This is a genomic window from Burkholderia sp. ZZQ-2 (assembly GCF_050768715.1).
Taxonomy (GTDB): domain Bacteria; phylum Pseudomonadota; class Gammaproteobacteria; order Burkholderiales; family Burkholderiaceae; genus Burkholderia; species Burkholderia cepacia.
The window spans coordinates 1-24461 of the sequence record NZ_LDVA01000043.1 but is presented as its reverse complement, the minus strand read 5'-3'; the positions used below and the strand labels follow the sequence as shown (position 1 = coordinate 24461).

Sequence of the window (24461 nt, the reverse complement as noted above, 5' to 3'; positions counted from 1 at the left end):
GCGGACGCGAATCCGCGCGTTCGGCGGCGGTGAACGACGCGCACCGCGCATGCACGCGGCCCGCTTCCCCCGACTCCGCCAGCTTCTCGAGCGCATACGCGCGCACGACCTCGAGCAGCGAATAACGCTTCGACAGCCCGACCGAATGAACGACCAGCAACGATTTCGACGCGAGACTGACGAGACAGTCGAGCACGCGTGCGCCGCCGAGTTCGTCGCACGCGGCGAGCGCGCACGCCGCGTCGAGCGGGAACGCATCCGGAAACACCGCGAGGCGGCACAGCACGGTGCGTTCCGCGTCGTCGAGCAGCCGGTAGCTCCACTCGATCGTGGCCCGCAGCGTCTGCTGGCGCGGATGGGCGGTCCGCAGGCCGCCGGACAACGACAGCACCGACTTGTCGAGATCGGCGGCCAGCCCCTGGATCCCGAGCAGCGCGACGCGTGCCGCGCCGAGTTCGAGCGCGAGCGGCAGGCCGCTCAGGCGCCGGCAGACGGTCGCGATCGCGTCCAGCGTCTTCGCATCCGCGGGCACGTCGGTGCCCATCGCGCGCGCCCGCGCCAGGAACATGCGGACGGCCCCGCACGCGACGATCTCGCCTTCGGTCGCGCCGGCCGGCGGCACGGGCAGCGGCCCGACGCGATACACGCGTTCGCCGGCGACCCGCAGCGGCTCGCGGCTGGTCACGACGAGGATCGCGCCGGCGTTCTCGTCGGCGATCGCTTCGCACAGGTCCGCCAGTTCGCCGACATGCTGCTCCGCGTTGTCGAACACCAGCATCACGCGCTGCCCGCCGATCGCGCGCACGACGTCCGCCTGCCCGGCGGCCGGGCCGCCCGGCAGGCCGAGCGCGCCCAGTACCGCGGACTCCAGCGTCGCGCCTCCCGGGCAGCCGGCCAGGTCGATCCGGACCATCTCGATGCCGCGCACGGCCGACCACGCGGCGGCGACCTCCAGCGCAAGATGCGTCTTGCCGACGCCACCGGGGCCGACCAGCGTGACGAACGCCTCGCGTTCGAGCAGCGCGTGCAGCTCGGCCGCTTCCGGCTCGCGGCCAATCAGCGGACACTTGCGCGGTGCGGCACCCGTGCGGACGCCGCGCACCGGCTCGAGCGCGTCCGGCAGGCGGCCGGCATGGGCTGCATGGGTGGCATCGACCGGCGGCGCGAGCCGGTAGCCGCGGCCCGACTCGGTCCGGATCCAGCCGTGCTTGCCACCGAACAGCTTGCGCAGCGTCGAGATGTGCACCTGGATGTTGTTCTCGACGACGATCGTGTCCGGCCACACGGCCTCCATGATCTCGTCCTTCGACACGAGCTTGCCGGCCGCCTTCACCAGCAGCTCGAGAATCTCGAATGCCCGGGCACCGATATACCGGGGCTGCCCGTCGACGCAGACTTCGCGGCACTCAAGGGAAACCGTCACCCGCCCGAACGTATACATGATCCGCACCCGCCTTATGCTGCTCCGCATCGTGCGCCGCCCAGCGAGGCGACACCCCCTGTTCCGCCCGTCCGGTCGCATCGATGCGGGCCGGCAGGCATGACCCTATCGTATGGGGTGGCGCGCGTGCCGGCCATTATCTATTGGTTTAGTGGGACGCTACCCGCGCGCCGGCAACCCCTGGAGGGGGTGCTGCAGATTTCCGCGGGCTGTCGGACAATGCCCGGGCATGCCGCGCGTGCGATCGTGCCCGGCCGCTGCCTGCCGACATGCCGTTGCGTCCCGTTCCATCCAGCCTGCCCTCATCGTGAACCAACCCTTGCGTAAGCCCGACGACACGAACCGAATGGATGCCGACTGGCTGGCACGCGCCCGCCTGTCGAACGCAGTCCGCGCAGACGACGTGCTGTGCTTCGACCTGACCGACGCCGAGACCGGACGCGTGTGGTCCGCGTGCCGGACCGGCTGGGAATCCGACGGGCGCTGCCGGCAATTCGAGCGCGAGTACGCATTGAACGGCGTGCTGGATCCGGCATGGGCGCTGCTGCCGGCCGCGCTGATCCGCGCGGCGGACGGCCCGGTGCTCGTCTTTCCGCGTGTCGACGGGCGCGCGTTCGACACGCTCGCCGACGCGCAGCTGCCGCTCGACGCGTTTCTCGACACGGCGATCCACGCGGTGCGCACGCTCGGCGCGCTGCATCGGCTCGGCTGGCTGCACGGCGACCTGCAACCGGCCAGTTTCGTCGCCCTGCCCGACGGCACGGTCATGCTGCGCGCGTTCGCGCATGCGCGAAATCGTCGGACGGAACACGCCGCAGCGGAGCCGCTGCGCGCGGAATTCGCCGCGTATGCGGCCCCCGAAGTCTCCGAGGGGGCGGACATCGACGAACGCTCCGACCTGTATGCGCTCGGCATCACGCTGTTCCGCCTGCTGACGGGCGCATTCCCGTATAAGGCGGCGTCGACGTCCGAATGGGTGCACGCGCACGTCGCGATGCAGCCGTCGCCGGCCACGGGGCTGCGCAACGACCTGCCCGCGATCCTGAGCGACCTGCTGCTGAAGCTGATCGCGAAGGAGCCGGCCGAGCGCTACCCGTCCTGCGACGCGGTACAGCACGATCTCGAACGCATCCGGCGCGACTGGCTGGCAGCCGGCCGGGTCGAGCCGTTCGCGCTCGGCGGCAGCAATCCGCTCGCCGGTTTGCGCACGCCCGACCGGCTGGTCGGCCGGGACGCCGAATCCCGCCGGCTCGCGGCCGCGCTGGCCGCGGTCCTTCGGACCGGCGAGGCGGCCATCGTCCTGGTGGACGGGCCGCCCGGCGTCGGCAAGACCGCGCTGACCGAGGACTTCATGCGCGCGTCGCGCGCGACGTCGCGTACGGCCTGGTGCACGTCGGCGAAGGTCGACCAGTTCCAGCCGGCCCGGCCCTACGCGCCGGTGCTGGCGGCGCTGCGCGCGCTGTTCGGCAGCGCGCTCGCCCGGCGCGATGACGAAATCGCCGCGATCGTCGCACGGCTGCGCGCGTGCATCGGCGCCCAGGCCAGCCTGCTGTCCCGCATCTTTCCGGAGATCGCGTGGCTGCTCGATGTCGAGCCCGTCGCGTTCGGCCATACCGACGCGATCCCGGAGTTTCATCTGTGCCGGATCGTCGTGAACGCGTTTCGCGCCTTCGCGACACCGGCCGAGCCGCTGGTGATGACGCTCGACGACGTCCAGTGGGCCGACGACGCGACGCTCGCGTTCCTCGCGTCGGTCGCGCTCGATCCGCCGCCCCACGTGTGCCTCGTCGCCGGTTATCGCAGCGGGTCGCAGCACGATCACCCGCCGGCGTTCCGCCGCTTCCTGCAGCAGCTCGCCCCCGCGCGCGTGTCGGCGCTGACGCTGGCGCCGCTCGACGCGCCCGGCGTCACGCACATGCTGGCCGGCCTGCTCGGTGAAGCGCCGGACCGGCTGTCCGTGCTCGGCGACATCGTGACGCGCCGGACCGGCGGCAACCCGTTCTACGTACAGCAGTTCGTTCGCACGCTGATCGACGAGCAACTGCTCGCCTACGACCCGGTGCGGCGGACATGGCAGTGGCAGCCGGCCGACCTCGACGCGCACCACCTCGCCGAGAATGTCGTGAGCCTGCTTGCCGTCCGCATCCAGCGGCTGCCGCATGAATCCAGAACGCTGCTGTCGCTGCTGGCCTGCATCGGCACCGATGCCGACGTCGCGCTGTTGTGTGCCGCCGCCGGCAAGACGCGCGCCGAACTCGCGTTCTGGATGGACCCCGTGCGCCAGGCCGGCCTCGCGTCGCATTCCGATGACCGCTGGCGTTGCGTGCACGACCGCGTCATCGAGTCCGTTCACGCGCTCGCCGGGCGGGCGGAGCGCGCGCAGTGCCACGCCCGGATCGCCGCCGCGATGCTGGCGCGCCCGGGCGACCGGGCGACCGAAGCGCTGCTGGAACTGGCCGCCCAGATCGAGCAGGCGCGCACCGCGCCGCTCGACCGCACGCTCGCGCTCGCCTTCGCGGACGCGCTGGTCGCAGCCGCGGAAGCGGCGGCCACGGTCGCCGCGCGCGATCGCGCGCTGTCGTTTCTCGCGTGCGCGCAGACGCTGCTCGGCCCGCATGCGTGGGCGCAGCATTACGGCCTCGCGAGCCGCATCGGCATGCTGCGCGGCGGCCTGCTGCTCGCGACCGGCGCGACCGCGCAGGCATCGAGCACGATCGACGAACTGATGGCGCGCACGCGCACGCCGGCCGACCGCGCCGAGGCCCATCGGCTGAAGGCTGCGCAGCTCACGGTCGAGTCGCGCTACCGGCAGGCGGTCGACGTCGCGCTCCAGGGGCTGGCGCTGCTCGGCGTGACGCTGCCGGCCGCGCCGACCGCCGCCGATCTCGCGGCGGCCGGCGACGCCGTGCGCGACGCGCTCGCCGGCCGTGCGATCGGCGATCTGGTCGGGCTGCCCGTGATGACCGACACGCGCGTCGAAGCGACGATGGCCCTGCTGACCGCGCTGGAAGCCGCGATGTTCTATCCGAGCGGCGGGCTGCCGCTGCTGCATTTCGCGACGATGGTCCGGCTGACGCTGCAGCACGGCGTCACCGCCGCATCGGTGCAGGGGCTCGCGTGGTACGGCGTGAGCATCGCCGAGCATCACGGCGCGTATGAAGACGGCTTCGAATTCGCGAAGGTCGCGCTCGCGCTGGTCGATCGCCACGGCTTCGAGCGCTACCGCTCGGCGACGCTGATCGCGCTCGACCAGGTGAGCGTGTGGACCCAGCCGCTGTCGTACGCGCTCGAGCGCGCACGCGAAGCGAAAGCGGCCGGCAATGCGAGCGCCGAGCTGCGCTGGATGTGCTACAGCTGCAACCACATCGTCAGCGACCTGCTGTCGATGGGCGAAGCGCTGCCGGCGATTCGCGACGAGATCGATTCGTTGCTCGCGATCGCGCGCGGCGCGCGCTACGACGACATCGTCGACCTCGTGTCCACCCAGTCGGAATTCGTCGACGCGCTGCAGTTCGGCTACGACCGGCCGGTCGGCACGTGGCGCATGCGCGTGTCGACGAAAACGCCGATGTCGGTCCTGCAGTTCTGGACCGACGTCCTTGCGGGCCAAGCGGCGTTCATCTTCGGCGATGCACCCGCGGCACGCGCGTCGCTCGACGCGGCTGCGGCAAGCGCGTGGTCGACGCCCGCGCACATCATGACGTCCGATTTCCACCTGTTCAGCGTGCTCTCCGGCATCGCGGCCGACGGCGGCGCGACGCCGCCCGGGCCGCTGCTCGAACGCTTCGCGCCGCAGCGCGCGCGCTTCGCCGGCTGGAGCGAGCGGAATCCGGCGACGTTCCGCAACAAGCTCGCGCTGATCGACGCAGAATTCGCGCGCGTGCGCGGCGACCACGTCGCGGCGATGCAGCAGTACGACGCGTCGGCCAGCCTCGCCGCGGAACGGGGTTTCGTGCACGAACAGGCGCTTGCGCACGAACTGGCCGCGCGCCACGCGATGTCGCTCGGGCTCACCGGCCCGGCGCGCCATCAGTGGCGGCTCGCGCATGCGTGCTACCGGCGCTGGGGCGCGACCGGCAAGGCGCAGGCGCTGGAAGCGCAGCACACGTTCCTCGTGATGGAGCCGCCGCCGGGCGGCGCGGCCGTGCCCGCGCGCGAAGACCTCGATTTCGCGCTCGCGATGCGCGCGTCCCATTCGTTATCCGAGGAAATCGTGCTGGAGCGCCTGATCCAGACGCTGATGCGCAACATGATCGTGTACGCAGGCGCCGGCTACGGCCTGCTGCTGCTCGCCCGCAACGACCGGCTGACGATCGAGGCCGCCGCGCGGATCGTCGACAGCGACGTGGTCGTCGAGATCGCCCGCAGCGAACCCACCGAGCACGATGTCCCGCTGTCGATCCTGAACACGGTCGCGCGCACCCGCAAGCCGGTCGTGCTCGCGAACGCGCAGCGCGAGGGCCTGCCCGACCACGTCGACAGCCTGCGCGCGCACCCCACGCGTTCGCTGTTCTGCCTGCCGCTGCTGAAGCAGGGTGTGCTGATCGGCGTGCTGTACCTGGAGAATGCGCTGAGCAACGGCGTGTTTTCGCCGCGTCGCATCGCGATGCTCGAAATGCTCGCGCCGCAGGCGGCCAACGCGCTGGAATCCGCGCGGCTGTACGCGGAACTGATCGACGAAAACGCGCGCCGGCTCGAAACCGAGGCCGCGCTGCGGCATGCGCGCACCGAGCTCGCGCGCACCGCGCACATGACCGTGATGGGCGAGCTGGCCGCGTCGATCGCGCACGAGATCAACCAGCCGCTGACGAGCATCGTGTCGAGCGCCGGCGCGGGCATGCGCTGGCTGCGCGGCACCCCGCCCGATCTCGACGAGGCGCTCGCGAGCCTCGACGACATCCGCGCGTCCGGCGTCCGCGCGGCCGACATCGTGCGCGCGCTGCGCTCGCTCGCCCGCCAGGCGCCGCCCGCGCTCGCGCCGCTCGCGATCGACGACCTGATCCGCGACATGCTGCACCTCACCGCGACCGAAATCGACGCGAAGCAGGTCGCGCTGCGCGTCGACCTGCATTGCGCCGCGATCCGCGTGATGGCCGATCGCACGCAGATCCAGCAGGTGATCCTGAACCTGGTCACCAACGCGCTCGACGCGATGGACGGGCAGGCCGCATCGCGCGAACTCGACATCGCGTCGCAGGCCGGCGACGGCTACGCGACCGTCTCCATTGCCGACCGCGGCGCGGGCATCGACGCCGGGATCGCGAACCGGATCTTCGACGCGTTCTTCACGACGAAATCGAACGGCATGGGGATGGGTCTCGCGATCTGCCGCTCGATCGTCGAAGCGCATGGCGGCACGCTCGAAGCCGCGCCGCGCGGCGACGGCGGGTCCGTGCTGACGTTCCGGCTGCCGGTGTCGACGGCGGGCTGACGCAAGCGACCGGCGCGGGCCGTCACCCGCGCCGCGCGATTCAGGTTCCGCTCGGCCGGTGCGCGTCCTCGCCGAGGAACCGGTGCACGAACGTCACGGCCATCGCTCCTTCGCCGACCGCCGACGCCACCCGCTTGACCGATCCCGAACGGACGTCGCCCGCCGCGAACGAGCCGGGCACGCTGGTTTCCAGGTAGTACGGCCGGCGCTCGAGCGGCCACACGCGCGCGAAGTCCGGGCAGTCGTACAGGTCGCTGCCCGTCACCAGGTAGCCGCCCGGATTGCGGATGATGTTGGTGTCGCGCGCCCATTCGGTGTTCGGCGCGCCGCCGATGCAGACGAACAGGTGCGTGGCCGGCAGCACGTCGCGCGCGCCGTCTTCCGTGCGCAGCACGATCGCCTCGAGCCGGCCGTCGCCCTGCAGCGCGTCGACGGTCGTGCCGTAGCGCACCGTCACGTTCGGCATGCGCTCGATCCGGTCGATCAGGTAGCGCGACAGCGTCGCCGCGAGCGACGCGCCCCGGACGATCATCGTGACTTCGCGCGCGTGCCGCGCGAAGTTCATCACGGCCTGCCCGGCCGAATTACCGCCGCCGACGATGAACACGTGCTTGCCCTCGCACATCGGCGCTTCGCTCGATCCCGCGCCGTAGTACAGGCCCGCGTTGAGAAACTTCGGTTCGTCGGGCAGGCCGAGACTGCGGTATTCGATCCCCGTCGCGCAGATGTTCGAGCGCGCGGTCAGGATCGAGCCGTCGGCCATGTCGACGCGGATCTTGCCGTCGACGAACGTCGCATGCACGCCCTCGCGCATCATCAGCAACTCGACGCCGAACTTCACCGCCTGCTGGCGCGCGCGTTCCGCCAGCTCGGCGCCCGGGATGCCGTCCGGAAAGCCCATGTAGTTCTCGATCAGCGAACTCGTGCCCGCCTGCCCGCCGATCGCGTCGCGTTCGATCACGACGGCCCGCAATCCCTCGGACGCCGCGTAGACGGCCGCCGACAGGCCGGCCGGGCCGGCGCCGTAAATCGAGACGTCGTACTCGATGAAGCGCGGCCGGGAGACCCAGCCGAGCTTCGCGGCGATCTCCGGCAGCGTCGGCTGGTAGATGCACGTGCCGTCCGGAAAGACGACCACCGGCAGCCGGACGTCGCGCAGCGGCGCGATGCCCAGCTCGCGCACGCAATCGGTGTCGGACGTCAGCTCGCACCATTCGTACTCGACCTCGCCGCGCTTCAGGAAGTCGCGGATCGCGTAGGCCTCCTTGCTGTGAGGCAGGCCGATGACCTTGACATGCTGCGACTGCGCCATGAGCGTCTCCCGGTGACCGCGTGTCGGATCCCGGCCGGCTCCCGCGCCGGCCGTACGCGTGACTGTAGTCGTCATCGTCGCCGCGGCCGCCGCATTTCATAAGAATTAAGGTTCGCGCGCGGTGCGCGCCGTCCACAATGAATCGGGTTCCCCCCGCTCGCAGCTTCGCGCCGGCCGCGCTGCGAGCGCCCCCCGGCGCCGGCATCGGAGCGACAGATGGCCACGACCTGCACCCATCTCGGTGAAGCGCGCATCCTGAACACCGACAAGGACTACTGCGAGGAATGCGTGAAGTCCGGCAGCCGATGGGTGCATTTGCGCCTGTGCCTGAGCTGCGGGCATGTCGGCTGTTGCGACTCGTCGCCGAACCGTCATGCCAGCCGGCATTTTCATGAAACGACGCACCCGCTCGCCCGTTCTATCGAGCCCGGCGAGCGCTGGGTCTGGTGCTATGCCGACGATGTGATGGCCGGCGAAATCACGCCGTAACCCTCCGCGCACCTCTATCCGGCACCGTTTTCGACCGAGGGTATACACGGTTCGATCGCGGCTTCTTCTCGCCGCTTTTTTCGACTAGTATTTATCGAACGATAACTTATCTGTCGATAAACAAGAGGTCCTTCATGACGGTATCCAGACTCGCGCACTACTCGATCCGCACGCTCGATCTCGAGCGATCGTGCCGGTTCTACGAACGTGTGCTCGGCTTCAAACGCGGCTACCGGCCGCCGTTCGACTTTCCCGGCGCATGGCTCTACAAGGGCGGCGACGAAAGCGATTACGGCACGGTCCACATCATCGGCGTCGACCCGGCCAACCCGGACGGGCTCGCGGCCTACCTCGGCGACAAGGCGCTACCGGCGTCGGGCACCGGCACGGTCGACCACATCGCGTTCCTCGCGACCGGCGTCGAGGCGATGTGGGACACGCTGCGCGCCGAACACGTCGCGTGGCGCGATCGCACCGTGCCGAGCCTCGGGCTGCACCAGGTGTTCATCGAGGACCCGTCCGGCGTGACGATCGAACTCAACTTCCCCGCCGCCGAAGTCGCGGGGCTGACACTGCCCGCCGCGGTACCGGCCGGCGGCTCGCAAGCACACGGAGACTGACATGAACCACGGCACTTCGACCAAACGCCGGGCCGCGATCGTCGGCGGCTCGCTGGGCGGCCTGTTCGCCGCGAATCTCCTGCTGCGCAACGGCTGGGACGTGGACGTGTTCGAACGGGTGCCCGACGCGCTGTCGGGCCGCGGCGCCGGGATCGTCACGCACCCCGAACTGTTCGACGTGATGCGCGCCGCGGGCGTGCGCATCGACGCATCGATCGGCGTGAAGGTCGAGTCGCGGATCACGCTGGGCCGCGACGGCACCGTCGTATCGGAACGGCGGATGCCGCAGACGCTCACCGCGTGGAGCAAGATGTACCACGTGCTGCGCGCGGCGCTGCCCGACCAGCATTACCGCGCGGGCGCGGTCGTCACCGACGTCGCGGACGGCCCCGGGCACGCGTCAGTCACGCTCGCCGACGGCTCGGTCGTGCATGCCGACCTCGTCATCGCGGCCGACGGCTTCCGCTCGGCGATCCGCGAGAAATTCCTGCCGGACGCGCGGCTGCAATATGCGGGCTACGTCGCGTGGCGCGGGCTGGTCGACGAACCCGGGCTGTCGGAGGCGACCCACGCGACGCTGTTCGGGAATTTCGCGTTCGGCCTGCCGCCGCACGAACAGATCCTCGGTTATCCGGTCGCCGGCCAGGGCAACAGCACGAAGCCGGGCGAGCGCCGCTACAACTTCGTGTGGTATCGCGCGACCCGCGAGGACACCGACCTGCCGAACCTGCTGACCGACGCGACCGGCAAGCTGTGGGCGGGCGGCATTCCGCCGACGCTGATCCGGCGCGAGGTGCTCGACGACATGGAAGACGCCGCCCACGCGCTGCTGGCGCCGCAGTTCGCCGAGGTCGTCGCGCGCGCGACGCAACCGCTGTTCCAGCCGATCTACGACCTCGAAGTGCCGAACATGGCGTTCGGCCGGATCGCGCTGCTCGGCGACGCCGCGTTCGTCGCGCGACCGCATTGCGGAATGGGCGTCACGAAGGCCGCCGGCGATGCCCTCGCGCTCGTCACGGCACTCGCCACGCGCGCCGACACGCTCGACGCGCTGTGCGAATACAGCGAGACGCGCACGGCGTTCGGCGCGGCGATCGTGGAGCACGCGCGTCACCTCGGCGCCTACATGCAGGCGCAACTGAAGAACGACACCGAGCGCGAAATGGCCGAGCGCTATCGCACGCCGGAAGTCGTGATGCGGGAAACCGCCGTCCCGCCGCATTTCTGAGCACGCACGGGCGCCGTGCGCGACACGCGCGGCGCCCGTCGCCAAGCCAAGCCATGCCAGGCCATTCCAGACGAGAAGGAGACACCGTGAACCACCCGCTTTCGGCTACCGCCGGCACCGCGCCCGAACCGGTCGCACCGTCACATGCCACGCATCCGCTGCTGCGCGATGCCCGCTTTCGCGAACACGTCCGGCGCAGAAGGCTGTTCGCCTGGTCGCTGACGCTCGTCATGCTCGCCCTCTATTTCGCGTTCATCCTGACGCTGGCGTTTTCGCCGACGCTGCTCGGCGCGCCGATCGTGCCGGGCCGGCCGACTCCGTGGGGCATCCCGGTCGGGTTCGGCATGTTCGTCGCAACGTTTGCGCTGGTCGCGCTTTACGTGTTCCGCGCCAACGCGGTGCACGACACGGTCGTCGCGACCCTTCGCCACGGAGACGCATCATGAAACGCCTGCTCCTCGCACTGCTCGCCGCCTGCGGCTGTGCACCGGCGTTCGCGGCCGGCCCGGCCACGCTCGCGCACGAGCACAATCCGGTCGCGATCGGCATGTTCGTCGTGTTCGTCGCGTCGACGCTCTTCATCACGCGCTGGGCCGCGCGCAAGAACCACAGCGTGGCCGACCACTACGCGGCGGGCGGCAAGATCACCGCGTTCCAGAACGGCTGGGCGATCGCCGGCGACTACATGTCGGCCGCGTCGCTGCTCGGCATCTCCGCGCTGGTGTTCACGAGCGGCTACGACGGGCTGATCTATTCGGTCGGGTTTCTCGCGAGCTGGCCGATCATCCTGTTCCTGATCGCCGAGCCGCTGCGCAACCTCGGCAAGTACACGCTCGCCGACGTCGTGTCGTATCGCCTGCGGCAACGGCCGATCCGCGCGTTCGCGGCGTCGAGCTCGATCGTCATCGTGCTGCTGTATCTCGTGTCGCAGATGGTCGGCGCGGGCAAGCTGGTCGAGCTGCTGTTCGGCCTGAACTACACGGTCGCGGTGCTGATCGTCGGCGTGCTGATGGTCGTCTACGTGTTCTTCGGCGGGATGCTGGCCACCACCTGGATCCAGATCATCAAGGCCGTGCTGCTGCTCGCCGGCGCGGCGTTCATGGCGATCATGGTGCTGAGCCGTTTCGGCTTCAGCCTCGACGCGCTGTTCGCGCAGGCGATTCTCGTCCACCCGAAACACGCGGCGATCATGCGCCCCGGCGGACTGGTGTCCGATCCGGTCTCGGCCGTGTCGCTCGGCCTCGCGCTGATCTTCGGCACCGCGGGCCTGCCGCACATCCTGATGCGCTTCTTCACGGTCGGCGACGTCAAGGCGGCCCGCAAGAGCATCCTCTACGCAACCGGGATCGTCGGCGCCGGCTACGTGCTGATCGTCGTCATCGGCTTCGGCACCATCGCGCTCGTCGCGTCGGACCCGCAGTACCACGACGCGTCCGGCGCGATCGCCGGCGGCGCGAACATGGTGGCGATCCACCTCGCGCACGCGGTCGGCGGCAACGTGTTCCTCGGCTTCATCTGCGCGGTCGCGTTCTCGACCATCCTGGCCGTTGTCGCCGGGCTCACGCTCGCGGGTTCGTCGGCGATCTCGCACGACCTCTACGCGAACGTGCTGCGGCGCGGGCAGGCGTCCGACCGGGACGAAATGCGCGTGGCGCGCGCCACGACCGTCGTGCTCGGCGTGCTCGCGATCCTGCTCGGCATCGCGTTCGAGAAGCAGAACATCGCGTTCATCGTCAGCCTCACGTTTTCGATCGCGGCCAGCTCGAATTTCCCGGTGCTGCTGCTCTCGATCTACTGGCGCGGGCTGACGACGCGCGGCGCGGTGCTGGGCGGCCTGCTCGGGCTCGCCACCGCGGTGACGCTCACCGTGCTGAGCCCGACCGTGTGGGTCCAGGTACTGGGCCATGCGCACGCGGTCTATCCGTACGAATACCCGGCGCTGTTCTCGATGGCGGCGGCCTTCGCCGGCGTCGTCCTGTTCTCCGTCACCGATCGCTCGGCGCGTGCGCAACGCGAGCGCGCGCAGTTCGACACGCAACTCGTTGCGTGCGAGATGGGCCTCACGGCGGGCACCACCACGACCGTCACGCAACGCGGCTGAGCCGCACGTCACGCACCCCCGATACACCATGAGAGACGCCATGCTGAATTGCACCTGCTGCCCGTCGCCGGGACGCCGCCGCCTGCTCGGCGCGCTCGCCGCGTTCGCGGGCACCGCCGTCGCCGGACAGTCCGCGTCGGCCGCCGGCAGCGCCGATACCCCGGCCGCGCTGCCGCCGCACCGGCCGCGCTCGATCGACATCCACGCGCATTACTACCCGGAGAGCTTCTGCAACCTGGTCGGCGGCGAAGGCAAGCGCTTCGGCGGCTCGTTCGTGTGCGACGACACGTCTTTCACGTTCCGCACGCCCGCCGGCGGCCTCGGCCCGCTGCCGATGAAGTTCATCGACATCGATGCGCGGCTCAAGGACATGGATGCGTCCGGCGTCGACGTGCAGGCGCTGTCGCTCAGCGTGCCGATGGCGTACTGGGGCGACCGGCCGTTCAACGCGAAGCTCGCGCGCGACTGGAATGCATCGGCATCGCGCGTCTACCAGCGACACCCGACGCGCTTCGTCGTGCTCGCGACGCTGCCGATGCTGAACGCGGCCGACGCGATCGACGAACTCGAACGCGCCGCGCAATTGCCGGGTGTGCGCGGCGTGTACATGGGCACCAACATCGACAACCGCGATCTCGACGATCCGCTGTTCGCGCCCGTGTTCGCCCGCATCGAGCAGCTGGGCCTGCCGGTGTTCCTGCATCCGCAGCAGACGGTCGGCGGCGCGCGGCTCGGCGATTTCTACCTCAGCAACCTGCTCGGCAACCCGTTCGATACCGCGATCGCGGGCTCGCACCTGATCCTCGGCGGCGTGCTCGACCGCTACCCGACGCTGGAGATCACGTTGCCGCACGCGGGCGGCGCGCTGCCGATCCTCGTCGGGCGCCTCGACGCGGGCTGGACCGTGCGGCCCGAAACGCGCCGGCTCGCGCAGAAGCCCAGCAGCTACCTGCGGCGCTTCAGCTATGACACGGTGTCGCATTCGGGCCCCGTGCTGAACTTCCTGATCGAGAACGTCGGCGTGGACCGGCTCGTGCTCGGCAGCGACTACTGTTTCGACATGGGCTACGAGCAGCCGGTGCGCTTTCTCGACCGTGTCGACCTGAGCGCGCAGCAGCGCGCGATGATCCTCGGCGGCAATGCGGGCAAGCTGCTGCGGATCTAGCAGGCCGGCGCGCGGCGCTTGCACCGTCGGCGCAGCCCGCGGCCGGACATGGCAAGATCCGCAGCAGCCGTGGCCGCAGGCGCGCGGCGCCGTGCATCACGACGCCTGGCCGGCGGCGCACGCCATCGACCGCACACCGGAGTCACCCACGATGAAGATAGTCATTGCAGGCGGATCGATCGCCGGTCTCGCGGCCGCGCTGACGCTCGACTGCGTCGGACACGACGTGACGGTCTGCGAACGCTCGCCGTCGCCGCTGCGCGGCCAGGGCGGCGGCGTGGCCGTGTTGCGCCGGATGATGGCGTTTCTCGAACAGCATGGCCGGCATTGCCGCCACGCGATCAGCGTGCCGACACACCGGCGGCGCTGGATCGATCGCGACGGCATCGTCACGCGCGACGAGCCCGAGATGCTGCCGTTTTCGTCGTGGGACGCCGTCTACCGCTCGCTGTGCGAAACGCTGCCGCACGGGCGCATCCGGTACGGCCGCACGGTCACCGGCTTCGACCAGGACGCGGACGGCGTCGACGTCCACCTCGGCGACGAGCGCCTCCGCGCGGACGTGCTGATCGCCGCCGACGGGGCCGGCTCGACCCTGCGCGCGCAGCTCTTTCCCGGTTACGCGCCGTCGTTCGCCGGTTATCTCGCGTGGCGCGGGATCGTCGACGAAGCGGATTTCGAAGCCGCGTCGATCGCGCCGCTGGTCGAGAACATGACGCTGCACAAGGCGCCGGGCGAGCTGTTCATGGCGTTCCTGATTCCCGCGCTCGACGGCTCGCTCGTGCCGGGCACGCGCCGCTTCAACTGGCTGTGGTATCGCAACGAAGCCGATCGCGACGCGCTGCGCCGCCACCTGACCGATCGGGCCGGCCACGTCCATCATGCGTCCGTGCATCCGGGGCAGCTCGCCGACGACGTCGTCGCGACGCTGCGGCAACTCGCCGGCGAACGCCTGCCGGCCCTGCTCGCGCAACTGGTGCACGCGACGCGCATGCCGTTCAACCAGGCGATCTTCGATGCGTTGAGCCCCGCGTTCGTCGATGGCCGCGTCGCGCTGATCGGCGATGCGGCGTGCACCGTGCGCCCGCATACCGCATCGGGCACGTCGAAGGCCGCGAGCGATGCGGTGTCGCTCGCCGAAGCGCTGCCGGCGGACGCGACCGACGTCGTCGCGCGTCTCGCGCAATGGTCGGCGCGACGGCGCGACGAAGTGACGTCGCTGCTCGAGAAGGGCCCGCAGCTGGCCGCGGCGTTCGGCCTCGGCACGCCGCGCTGACGCGGCGGCGCCCGCGCCGGGCCGCGTCGCGGAGGAGTTCAGAACGTTTCAGCGCAGTTTCAGGAAATGCCGCCGACGCCCACGTAGACTGCCCTCCATCATCCGCCTCGCACACGATGACGCGATTGCGCCATTGCCCGCGCGGCCTCCCCATACCTGGAGCAACGACATGATCTCCGCCGCGAACCGCTGCCACCGGGCCGCCTCGCCATGGCCGGATCGCCCGGCGATGCGCCGCCGTCATCCGGCCGCGCCGACCGGAACGACCGCCGCCGGCACGCGCGAGCCCGACCTTCCATCCTGCCCCGCGTGCCGCGGCAGCCGAACCCGCGCCGTCGCGCGCGGCCGGCATCCGCGCCATTGCCCCGCCGCTCGAATGATCGCCGGCGAACCGGTTCGCGTGGAGCGCGCATGAAGCACAAACGACTCTGGTTCGGCGCGGCCGGCATCGCGGTCGTCGGCCTGGCGGTCGCGATCGGCATCATGGTCAAGCCGTCGATCGCGCCGATCGATCCGCCCGCCCGCGCGTCGTTCGATCCGCAACTCGTTCGCGCCGGCGCGCGCGTGGTCGCGCTCGGCGATTGCGTCGTGTGCCACACCGCGAACGACGGCAAGCCGTTCGCCGGCGGGCTGCCGCTCGCGACGCCGTTCGGCACGATTTACGCGACCAACATCACGCCGGATGCCGATACCGGCATCGGCCGCTGGTCGCGCGACGCGTTCGCACGCGCGCTGCGCAGCGGGATCGCCCGCGACGGCCATCCGCTCTACCCGGCATTTCCGTACATCCACTTCACGCGGATGTCCGACGACGACATCACGGCCGCCTATGCGTACCTGATGACCCGCGAACCGGTGCGGACGAAAACGCCGCCGAACGACCTGATCTTCCCGCTGAACTTCCGGCCGCTGGTCGCGTTCTGGAACGTGCTGTTCCTGCGCGAAGGCGCGTACCGGCCCGACCCGTCGCAATCCGCGCAATGGAATCGCGGCAAGTTGCTCGTCGACGGCCTCGGGCACTGCGCGTCGTGCCATTCGCCGCTCAATGCGATCGGCGGCGAACAGGCCGGCAAGGCGTTCGACGGCGGCATCGTCGACGGCTGGGAGGCGCCGCCGCTCAATGCGCTCGGCAGCGCGGTCAAGCCGTGGACGCAGGCGCAGCTCGTCACCTACCTGCGCACCGGCCGCGCGAGCGAGCACGGCGCGGCGGCCGGCCCGATGCTGCCCGTCACGCGCGATCTCGCGACCGTGCCGCAGGAGGACGTCGAGGCGATCGCCGCGTACATCCTGTCGATCCAGAAGCCGGCGCCCGCCCGGCCCGCGACGGCCGGTGCCGGACACGGCCCGACGACGCCCGCCGGCCAGCGCGGCGCGGTGCTGTTCCAGGCGTCGTGCGCGCAGTGCCACGGGCCGGCAGCGCCGATGCAGTCGATCGGCGAGCGGCCGACGCTCGCGTTCAGCACGGCCGTCGCCGCCGATACGCCGCGCAACGCGATCCAGATGATGTTCAACGGGATCGGCTGGCACGGCGAAGACACGCTGAACTACATGCCGTCGTTCATCGACCAGTACGACGACGCGCAGATCGCGGACCTCGCCGCGTACCTGCGGGAAACGTATTCCGATCGTCCCGCGTGGAGCGGCGTCGACACCCTGGCCGCGAAGCTCAGAAAGGAGGACAGCGCGCGATGATCACCCTCACCGTCAACGGCGTGCGGCACACGCTCGACATCGATCCGTCCACGCCGCTGCTGTACGCGCTGCGCAACGACCTGCACCTGCACGGCGCGAAGTTCGGCTGCGGCCTCGGGCAATGCGGCGCATGCACCGTGATCGTCGACGACAAGCCGATGTTCTCGTGCCTGATTCCGGTGTCCGCGCTCGGCGAGCGCCGCGTGCGGACCCTCGAAAGCCTCGGCACCGCCGGGCATCCGGGCAAGCTGCAGCAGGCGTTCATCGATCACCAGGCCGCGCAGTGCGGGTATTGCATCGCGGGCATGATCATGCGCGCGCAGGCGCTGCTCGAGCGCAACCCGAAACCCACCGAACACGAACTGCGCACCCAGATGGAACCGAACCTGTGCCGCTGCGGCACGCACATGCGGATCCTGGCGGCGATCCGCCAGGTCGCCGGCCTGCCGGACCCGGAGCCGGCCGCCGCGCCCGTCATGATCAGCAAGGGACTCTGATGAACCCACCCGACGACATCGACGAAAGCCGCCGGCACTTCATGGTTTCCGGCGCGCTCTTCGTCGCGTTCAGCCTCGCGCCGGTCACGCGTGCCGCCGCGCAGCTCGTGATCGCGGACGAAGGCGCCGCCGTCCACGTCGCCAAGGCGACCGAAACGCTGGCCGGCAGCCTGAAGACCAACCCGCTGCTGGACGCATGGATCAAGATCACGCCCGACGGCAAGGTCACAGTGTTCACCGGCAAGGTGGAGCTCGGCACCGGCGTGCGGACCGCGCTGCTGCAGGTGGCGGCCGAGGAGCTGAACATGAAGCCCTCGCTGATCACGTTCCTGACGGCCGACACCGGCGCATCGCCGGACGAGGGCCTGACGGCCGGCAGCCACACGATGGCCGACAGCGGCTCCGCGTTGCTGAACGCGGCCGCGCAGGTGCGCGGGCTGCTGGTCGACGGCGCGGCGAAACAGTTCGGCGTCGACGCGCGCACGCTCACCGTCGCCGACGCGGTGATCAAGGCGCCGGACGGCCGCACGATGCGCTACGGCGACGCGGTGCGCACGGTCGACCTGCACCGCAACGCGACGCCGACGTCGCCGCTGAAGCCGCCGGCCACGTTCTCGGTGATCGGCACGTCGCTGCCGCGCGTGGACATTCCGAACAAGGTCACGGGCGGCGTCAGCTACGTGCAGGACATGGAGCTGCCCGGCATGCTGCACGCGCGTGTCGTGATGCCGCCCGTGTACGACGCGAAGCTGCTGTCGTTCGACGAAGCCGCGATCCTGAAGATGCCCGGTGTCGTGCGGATCGTGCGCAACGGCAGCATGCTCGCGGTCGTCGCGCAGGGCGAATGGCAGGCGGTCGTCGCGCAGCGCGCGCTGGCCGCCGGCAGCCGCTGGTCACCCGGCCGCGCGCTGCCCGAGCGCGGCACCGTGCATCAGGACCTGAAGCGGATCGCGACGCAGCGCATCGAGATCGCGAACACGAAGGGCAACACCGCGCCGGCCACGAAGACGCTGTCCGCGACGTTCCTGAAGAACTACCTGCTGCACGGCTCGATCGGGCCGTCGTGCTCGGTCGCGCATCTCGAGAACGGCATGCTGACCGTGTGGACCCACTCGCAGGGCGTGTATCCGCTGCGCGACGCGCTCGCCGAGATGCTGTCGATGCCGAAGGCGAACGTGCGCTGCATCCACACCGAGGGTTCCGGCTGCTACGGGCACAACGGTGCGGACGACGTGGCCGCGCACGCGGCACTGATCGCGGCGGCGCTGCCCGGCAAGCCGATCCGCGTGCAATGGATGCGCGAGCAGGAACATACGTGGGACCACTTCACGCCCGCGATGGTCACCGAGCTCAGCGCATCGCTCGACGCGAGCGGCCATATCGTCGACTGGAACTACGCGCTGTGGAGCAGCTCGCACAACGAACGGATCGTCAATGCGGGCCGGCTGCTGCCCGCGCGGATGCTCGAGCCGCCGTTCGTGCCCGCGCCGTCGACGCCGATGCTGCAGCCCGAGGGCGGCGGCGATCGCAACGCGATCCCGCTGTACGCACTGCCGACCATGCACATCGTCAACAACTTCTCGCCGACGATGCCGCTGCAGACCTCGGCGATGCGCTCGCTCGGCGCGCACACCAACGTGTGGGCGATCGAGAGCTTCATGGACGAGCTGGCGCACGCCGCCGGCGTCGATCCGGTCGAATTCCGGCTGCGGCACTTGCAGGATCACCGCGCGAGCCAGGTGATCAAGCTCGCCGCGACGAAATTCGGCTGGCCCCGGCCGCCGAGCGAACGCAACCGCGGCGTCGGTTTCGCGTTCGGCAAATACAAGAACCTGATGGCTTACGTCGCGATGGCGGTCGAGATCACGGTCGTGCCGGAAACCGGCCACGTGACGCTCGAGCGCGCGGAAGTGGCCGTCGACGCGGGCCAGGTCGTGTCGCCGGACGGCATCCGCAACCAGATCGAAGGCGGCATCGTGCAGGCCGCGAGCTGGACACTGTACGAGGCGCTGAAATACGATACGCAGCGCATCCGCAGCTTCGACTGGAGCAGCTACCCGATCCTGCGTTTCGGCACGGCACCGCAAAGCATCAAGGTGCACCTGATCAACCGCCCGGGCGCGCCGTTCCTCGGCGCGGCCGAGGCGTCGATGGGGCCGACCGCGGGCGCGCTGGCCAACGCGATTTTCGATGCGACCGGCCAGCGGATGCGCGAAATGCCGTTCGCGGGCGACGGGCTCAGGAAGCGCATCGACGCGTAGCGGCGGTACCTCGACATAAAAGCCGCGCCGGCATGCACCGGCGCAGGCAACGAACAGGCTGGAGATTTCCGAACGATGGATACCTTGCTTTCGATGCGCGTGTTCACGCGCATCGTCGAAACGGGCAGCTTCACGCGCGCGTCCGACACGACCGGGCTGACGACGCCGCGCGTCTCCGCGCTGCTGAGCACGCTCGAACAGCATCTCGGCTGCCGGCTGCTGAACCGCACCACCCGCCGGATCTCGCTGACCGAGGACGGACAGGCCTACTACGAGCGCTGCGTCGGCGTGCTGCGCGAGATCGACGACATGGAGGCGGCCGTCTCGCAGGCGCGCAACGTGCCGCGCGGCCGCCTGAAGGTGAACCTGCCGCCGGCGATGGCCAAGCAGATCATGGTGCCCGCGCTGCCCGAGTTTCTCGCCGCGCATCCGGGCATCTCGGTCGAACTCGGCGTGACCGACCGGCAGATCGACCTCGTCGGCGAAGGCGTCGATTGCGTCGTGCGCATCGGCGCGCTCGACGACTCGGGGCTGGTCGCGAAACGGATCGGCAGCCTGACCACCTGCACGTGCGCGGCGCCCGCGTATCTCGAACGCTGCGGCGCGCCCGAAACCGTCGACGATCTCACGCAGCACATCGCGGTCAGCCACATGTCGGCCGATACGGGCCGGCCGCGGCCGTGGGACTACGTGGTCGACGGCGAAACGCGCATCATGCAGATGTGCGGCACCGTCGCGGTCAACGATGCCGACACCTACATCGCATGCGGCCTCGCCGGCATCGGCCTGATCAAGACCTCGCTGTACCTGGTCGAGCCGTACCTGCAATCGGGGCGCCTGCGCGAGGTGCTGACCGATTTCAACACGCCGCCGCGGCCGATCTCGATCCTGTATCCGCCCAACCGGCATACGCCCGTCAAGCTCAAGGTGTTCGTCGACTGGCTCGCCGGGCTGTTCGCGCAGATTCCGACGCTGCAGGGGCAGCGCCGCTGACGTCCGCCGTCGATGCCCGTCGCTGAAACCGCGCGGCCGCGCCCGCGCGCACCTCGCATCGATCAAGTGAATTAAGACGCGGTTTAGGACTATTCAGTCCGCCCGATCCAGACTGCTCTCAGGGGCCTTGCGATCCGCGATATCCGCGCCGGAGGCCCGTTTCGAGAGGCCCGACATGACGATCGCGACCGCCGGCCCGTCCGTCCAGGACGTTTTTCGATGTCCTCGACCCCGCGTTCGCGCACGCGCCGCATCGCAGCGGCCGCCCTCGCCCTCGCCGGCATGCGGCTCGCGACCGGTCTCGGCCTCGCCCCCCTCACATGAATCCGCACGCGCTCCGACCCCTTTGCGTGGCACGCAAAGCTCGATTGCGCGCCGGCCGTATTCTCTTGTTATCGCTCGATCAATAACCTTGACGGCAATGCGGCGGCTTGCGTTTCGCCGCGGCGAACACCGGAACAACCGAACACCCGTATCCCATCACGCCCGCCCGACGACCGGGCACCCGACATCTCTTTCGAAGGAGTCGACCATGTCAGCAGAATCCACCCCGCTCGCGGCCCACGGGCACGCAGCCAAGCTCACGCAGGGCCTCATCCTGCTGTTCGCGTTCAGTTGCGGCGCGATCGTCGCGAACCTGTACTACGCGCAGCCGATCACCGAACTCATCGCGCCCAGCCTGCACATGTCCGGCGCAACCGCGAGCCTGATCGTGTCGCTAACGCAGATCGGCTACGCGTTCGGCCTGTTCTTCATCGTGCCGCTCGGCGACCTGCTCGAGAACCGCAAGCTGATGATCGTCACGGCCGTCGTGTCGATCGCGAGCCTCGCGGCGGCGGCCGTCGTGCAGACGCCCGGACTGTTCCTCGCGATCTCGCTGCTGATCGGCTTCAGCTCGGTCGCGGTGCAGATCCTGGTGCCGCTCGCCGCGCACCTCGCGCCCGATCATTCGCGCGGCCGCGTGGTCGGCACGATCATGGGCGGGCTGCTGCTCGGCATCCTGCTCGCGCGCCCGCTGTCGAGCGTGGTGGCCGACGCGTTCGGCTGGCGCTTCGTGTTCGCGGCCGCCGCGGTGCTGATGACGCTCGTGACCGCCGTGCTCGCGCTGACGATCCCGTCGCGCCAGCCCGATCACCGCGCGACCTATTTCGAGCTGATCGGCTCGCTGCTGCACCTGGTCCGCACGATGCCGGTGCTGCGCCATCGCGCGTTCTACCAGGGCCTGATGTTCGCGTCGTTCAGCCTGTTCTGGACCGCCGTGCCGGTCGAGCTCACGCGCCACTACGGGCTGTCGCAATCGGCCATCGGCCTGTTCGCGCTGGTCGGGGCGATCGGCGCGACGTCGGCCCCGGTCGCCGGCCGCCTCGCCGATGCCGGCCACGGCGTGCGGGCGACGCTGATCGCGCTGGTCGCCGGCGCGCTGTCGTACGCGGTCGCGCTGATCCACGGCGCCGGCCTGTATGGCCTCGTCGTCACCGGCATCGTGCTCGACTTCGCGGTGCAGATGAACATGGTGCTCGGCCAGCGCGAGATCTATGCGCTGCACGCGGCAAGCCGCAACCGGCTGAACGCGCTGTACATGACGAGCATCTTCGTCGGCGGCGCGATCGGCTCCGCGCTCGCGAGCCCGCTGTACGAACACGGCGGCTGGCCGCTCGTGGCCGCGGTGGCCGGCGCGTTCCCGGTCGTCGCGCTCGCCCACTACCTCGCGATCGGGCGTCCGCACGCACGACGCCACGCCCAGTCCTGAACCGGCGCCGGCACCGGTTCACGCGCGGCGCCCTCCGGGCCGCTCGCGCGCCGGAACGCTGCCGGCACGTTACCCCCGTCTTTCTTTCCCGAACTTTCCACAGGGCCAGCCGCCTGACCGGTCGCCACCACGCGACACGCGGCGCCGCCCTGCCTCACGCAAAAAGGAATCCATCATGTCTTCCCTGCTCAGCCACTACGACCTGCGCGGCCTGCTGCTTCCCAACCGTGTCGTGATGGGGCCGATGACGCGCTCGCGCGCGCCGTCGCGCGGCCAGCCGACCGAACTGATGGCCGAGTACTACGCGCAGCGCGCGTCCGCCGGCCTGATCGTCACCGAGGCGACCAACGTCAGCCCGGCGTCCGCCTCGTTCGAACTGACGCCGGGGCTCGTCACCGACGAGCAGGCGGCCGGCTGGAAGCAGGTCACCGACGCCGTGCATGCGAACGGCGGCCGGATCTTCGCGCAGTTGTGGCACGGCGGCCGCGTGAGCTCGCTGACGCTGCTCGGCGGCGACGCGCCGCTGTCGCCGTCCGGCGTCAACGACGATCTCGAGCAGTTGCAGGTGTGGGCGCAGTTGCAGAACGGCTATTACACGAAGATTCACGCGACGCCGTCGCGCGCGATGACGACGGACGAGGTGGCCGACACGGTCGACGAATTCCGCGACGCGGCCGTACGCGCGATGGCGGCCGGCTTCGACGGCGTCGAGATCCACGCGGCCAACGGCTACCTGCCGCACCAGTTCCTGTCGTCGACGCTGAACCGCCGCGACGACCGATACGGCGGCTCGGTCGCGAACCGCGCGCGCTTCCTCGAGGAGATCGTCGACGCCGTCGGCGCCGTGATGCCGCTCAGCCGCGTGGGCGTGCGCATCTCGCCGTACGCGAAATACAACAACGTGCGTGACGCGGATCCGGATACGACGTACGCGTACGTCGGCCGCATGCTGGACGAAGCCGGCGTCGCCTATGTGCACGCGGCGGACACCAACGGCTGGAGCGGCGAGCCCGACCTGCCGCGCATCGTCGCGAACACGCGCAAGCATTTCGGCGGCACGCTGATCGTCAACGGCGGCATCGCGCCGGATGCCGCGAATGCGCTGATCGACGCGGGCGACGCCGATCTCGTCGCGTTCGCGCGTGCGTACATCGCGAACCCCGATCTGGTCGAACGCCTCGCGGCGAACGCACCGCTCGCCGCGCCGAAGGCGGTCGGCTGGTACGGCGGCGACCGCGCGGGCTACGTCGACTATGCGCGTCACGATGCGGCGGGCGTGAGTGCGTAAGCGCCCGGGTGCGCAGGCGCGCGAGCGCCTGTGCACCCGGCTCACGCCGCCGGAGCCAGCCGGAACCCGCAGGACGCCGTCAGGCGTCCTGCCAGCGTGCGCCGAGCACGCGCCCGCAGAAATTCAGCCGGTGGAAATCCGGATCGACGCGTTCGAGCACGTCGGCGCTCCAGGTACCGAACGTCGACGCCGGCCGGTGCGCGACGCCGCGCGCGACCGCATCGAGGAACGCGTCGCCGAAGCCTTCGCCGCGCGGGTAGGCGGCGAGCAGCGCGCGCCGCTCGTCGGCCGAATACGCATCGAAATCGGTGGCCATCAGGTCGGTCGAGACGGCGGCCGCCAGCACGCGCGCGAGCGGCGACACGCGCGCGGCCACGCCGGGCGTCGTATGCAGCGCGATCGCGTGCCACACGTCGTCGCGCAGGCGCTGCGACGTCTGGTGGCGCAGCAGGAACGTATCGGCGGCATCGGCGCTGTCGAGCTCGTAGCGCGCGGCCGAGCGGCCATACGCGGTGCTCAGTCCCATGTTCGCGTACATCGCGGCCACGTAAAGCGCATCGGCATCGCAGGTCTCGCCGGCACGCTGCGCGGCCAGCGACGCAAGCACGAACACCCGGCTCGCATGCCCGGTGATCGCCCGCGGCAGCGACGCGCGGGCTGCTTCGGCCGCTTCGATCGCCATCGGCGTCCGCGGAATGCGGACACCGGCGACTTCGTCGTCGGCCGACGCGCACGTGTGCGCAGAACTCATCTCGTCTCCTTCTGCCCCTCGCCGGGGGCGGAAAATTGTCCATGCCTCGCGCGGCCCGCGCCGACGCAGCCGGCGCGGGCACGCCGGCGGCCGGTACGGCGTCGGCCTAGTACGCGAAACCGGGGTAACACGATGCTTCGCACTGCTCGGCGGTTTCCGTCGCGGC

General features: G+C 70.3%; 17 protein-coding genes. 14 read left to right on the top strand and 3 right to left on the bottom strand.

Annotated features, from left to right (window positions below; all coding sequences use genetic code 11):
- A partial coding sequence (locus tag ABY44_RS01600; protein WP_431640769.1) for a winged helix-turn-helix domain-containing protein occupies positions 1–1423 on the bottom strand: 1423 nt, incomplete at its 3' end.
- A 364-nt stretch (positions 1424–1787) separates the two neighbouring features.
- Here ABY44_RS01600 and ABY44_RS01595 point away from each other — a divergent pair.
- A complete protein-coding gene (locus ABY44_RS01595; RefSeq protein ID WP_060173536.1) occupies positions 1788–6872 on the top strand; it encodes a trifunctional serine/threonine-protein kinase/ATP-binding protein/sensor histidine kinase in 5085 nt (1694 codons plus the stop codon).
- Positions 6873–6912: 40 nt separating this feature from the next.
- Here the strand turns inward: ABY44_RS01595 and ABY44_RS01590 are convergent, their stop codons facing one another.
- Positions 6913–8184, bottom strand: coding sequence for an NAD(P)/FAD-dependent oxidoreductase (locus ABY44_RS01590; RefSeq protein ID WP_060173537.1), 1272 nt, complete (start codon positions 8182–8184; stop codon positions 6913–6915).
- A gap of 216 nt (positions 8185–8400) precedes the next feature.
- Between ABY44_RS01590 and ABY44_RS01585 the strand changes: the two genes are divergently transcribed.
- From ABY44_RS01585 to ABY44_RS01525, 13 genes are all read left to right on the top strand, one after another.
- On the top strand, positions 8401–8673 hold the full coding sequence (locus ABY44_RS01585; protein WP_027792630.1) for a ubiquitin carboxyl-terminal hydrolase 14: 273 nt from the start codon (positions 8401–8403) through the stop codon (positions 8671–8673).
- Between the two features lie 134 nt (positions 8674–8807).
- Positions 8808–9293, top strand: a complete 486-nt coding sequence (locus ABY44_RS01580) for a VOC family protein (RefSeq protein WP_060084574.1) — start codon at positions 8808–8810, stop codon at positions 9291–9293.
- A 1-nt stretch (position 9294) separates the two neighbouring features.
- Positions 9295–10521 (top strand): FAD binding domain-containing protein, encoded by a 1227-nt coding sequence (locus tag ABY44_RS01575; RefSeq protein ID WP_060173538.1) that lies wholly within the window; start codon positions 9295–9297, stop codon positions 10519–10521.
- A gap of 86 nt (positions 10522–10607) precedes the next feature.
- On the top strand, positions 10608–10967 hold the full coding sequence (locus tag ABY44_RS01570; protein ID WP_060173539.1) for a DUF485 domain-containing protein: 360 nt from the start codon (positions 10608–10610) through the stop codon (positions 10965–10967).
- Entirely contained in the window at positions 10964–12622 is a 1659-nt protein-coding gene (locus tag ABY44_RS01565) for a cation acetate symporter (RefSeq protein ID WP_060173540.1), read from the top strand. The genes ABY44_RS01570 and ABY44_RS01565 overlap by 4 nt, the downstream gene beginning before the upstream one ends.
- A 40-nt stretch (positions 12623–12662) precedes the next feature.
- Positions 12663–13787 (top strand): amidohydrolase family protein, encoded by a 1125-nt coding sequence (locus ABY44_RS01560; protein WP_060173541.1) that lies wholly within the window; start codon positions 12663–12665, stop codon positions 13785–13787.
- A 151-nt stretch (positions 13788–13938) separates the two neighbouring features.
- Entirely contained in the window at positions 13939–15063 is a 1125-nt protein-coding gene (locus ABY44_RS01555; RefSeq protein WP_060173542.1) for an FAD-dependent monooxygenase, read from the top strand.
- A gap of 411 nt (positions 15064–15474) precedes the next feature.
- Positions 15475–16755, top strand: a complete 1281-nt coding sequence (locus ABY44_RS01550) for a c-type cytochrome (RefSeq protein WP_060084568.1) — start codon at positions 15475–15477, stop codon at positions 16753–16755.
- Positions 16752–17252 (top strand): (2Fe-2S)-binding protein, encoded by a 501-nt coding sequence (locus tag ABY44_RS01545; RefSeq protein ID WP_027792623.1) that lies wholly within the window; start codon positions 16752–16754, stop codon positions 17250–17252. Before ABY44_RS01550 ends, ABY44_RS01545 begins: the two co-directional genes overlap by 4 nt.
- Complete coding sequence (locus tag ABY44_RS01540; RefSeq protein WP_060173543.1) at positions 17252–19513, top strand: xanthine dehydrogenase family protein molybdopterin-binding subunit; 2262 nt, start codon at positions 17252–17254, stop codon at positions 19511–19513. Before ABY44_RS01545 ends, ABY44_RS01540 begins: the two co-directional genes overlap by 1 nt.
- A 75-nt stretch (positions 19514–19588) precedes the next feature.
- Complete coding sequence (locus tag ABY44_RS01535) at positions 19589–20506, top strand: LysR family transcriptional regulator (protein ID WP_027792621.1); 918 nt, start codon at positions 19589–19591, stop codon at positions 20504–20506.
- Between the two features lie 532 nt (positions 20507–21038).
- Positions 21039–22256, top strand: a complete 1218-nt coding sequence (locus tag ABY44_RS01530) for an MFS transporter (RefSeq protein WP_027792620.1) — start codon at positions 21039–21041, stop codon at positions 22254–22256.
- A 175-nt stretch (positions 22257–22431) separates the two neighbouring features.
- Entirely contained in the window at positions 22432–23544 is a 1113-nt protein-coding gene (locus ABY44_RS01525; RefSeq protein WP_060173544.1) for an alkene reductase, read from the top strand.
- Between the two features lie 79 nt (positions 23545–23623).
- Here the strand turns inward: ABY44_RS01525 and ABY44_RS01520 are convergent, their stop codons facing one another.
- Positions 23624–24295, bottom strand: coding sequence for a hypothetical protein (locus ABY44_RS01520; RefSeq protein ID WP_059693328.1), 672 nt, complete (start codon positions 24293–24295; stop codon positions 23624–23626).
- Positions 24296–24461: the final 166 nt, after the last annotated feature.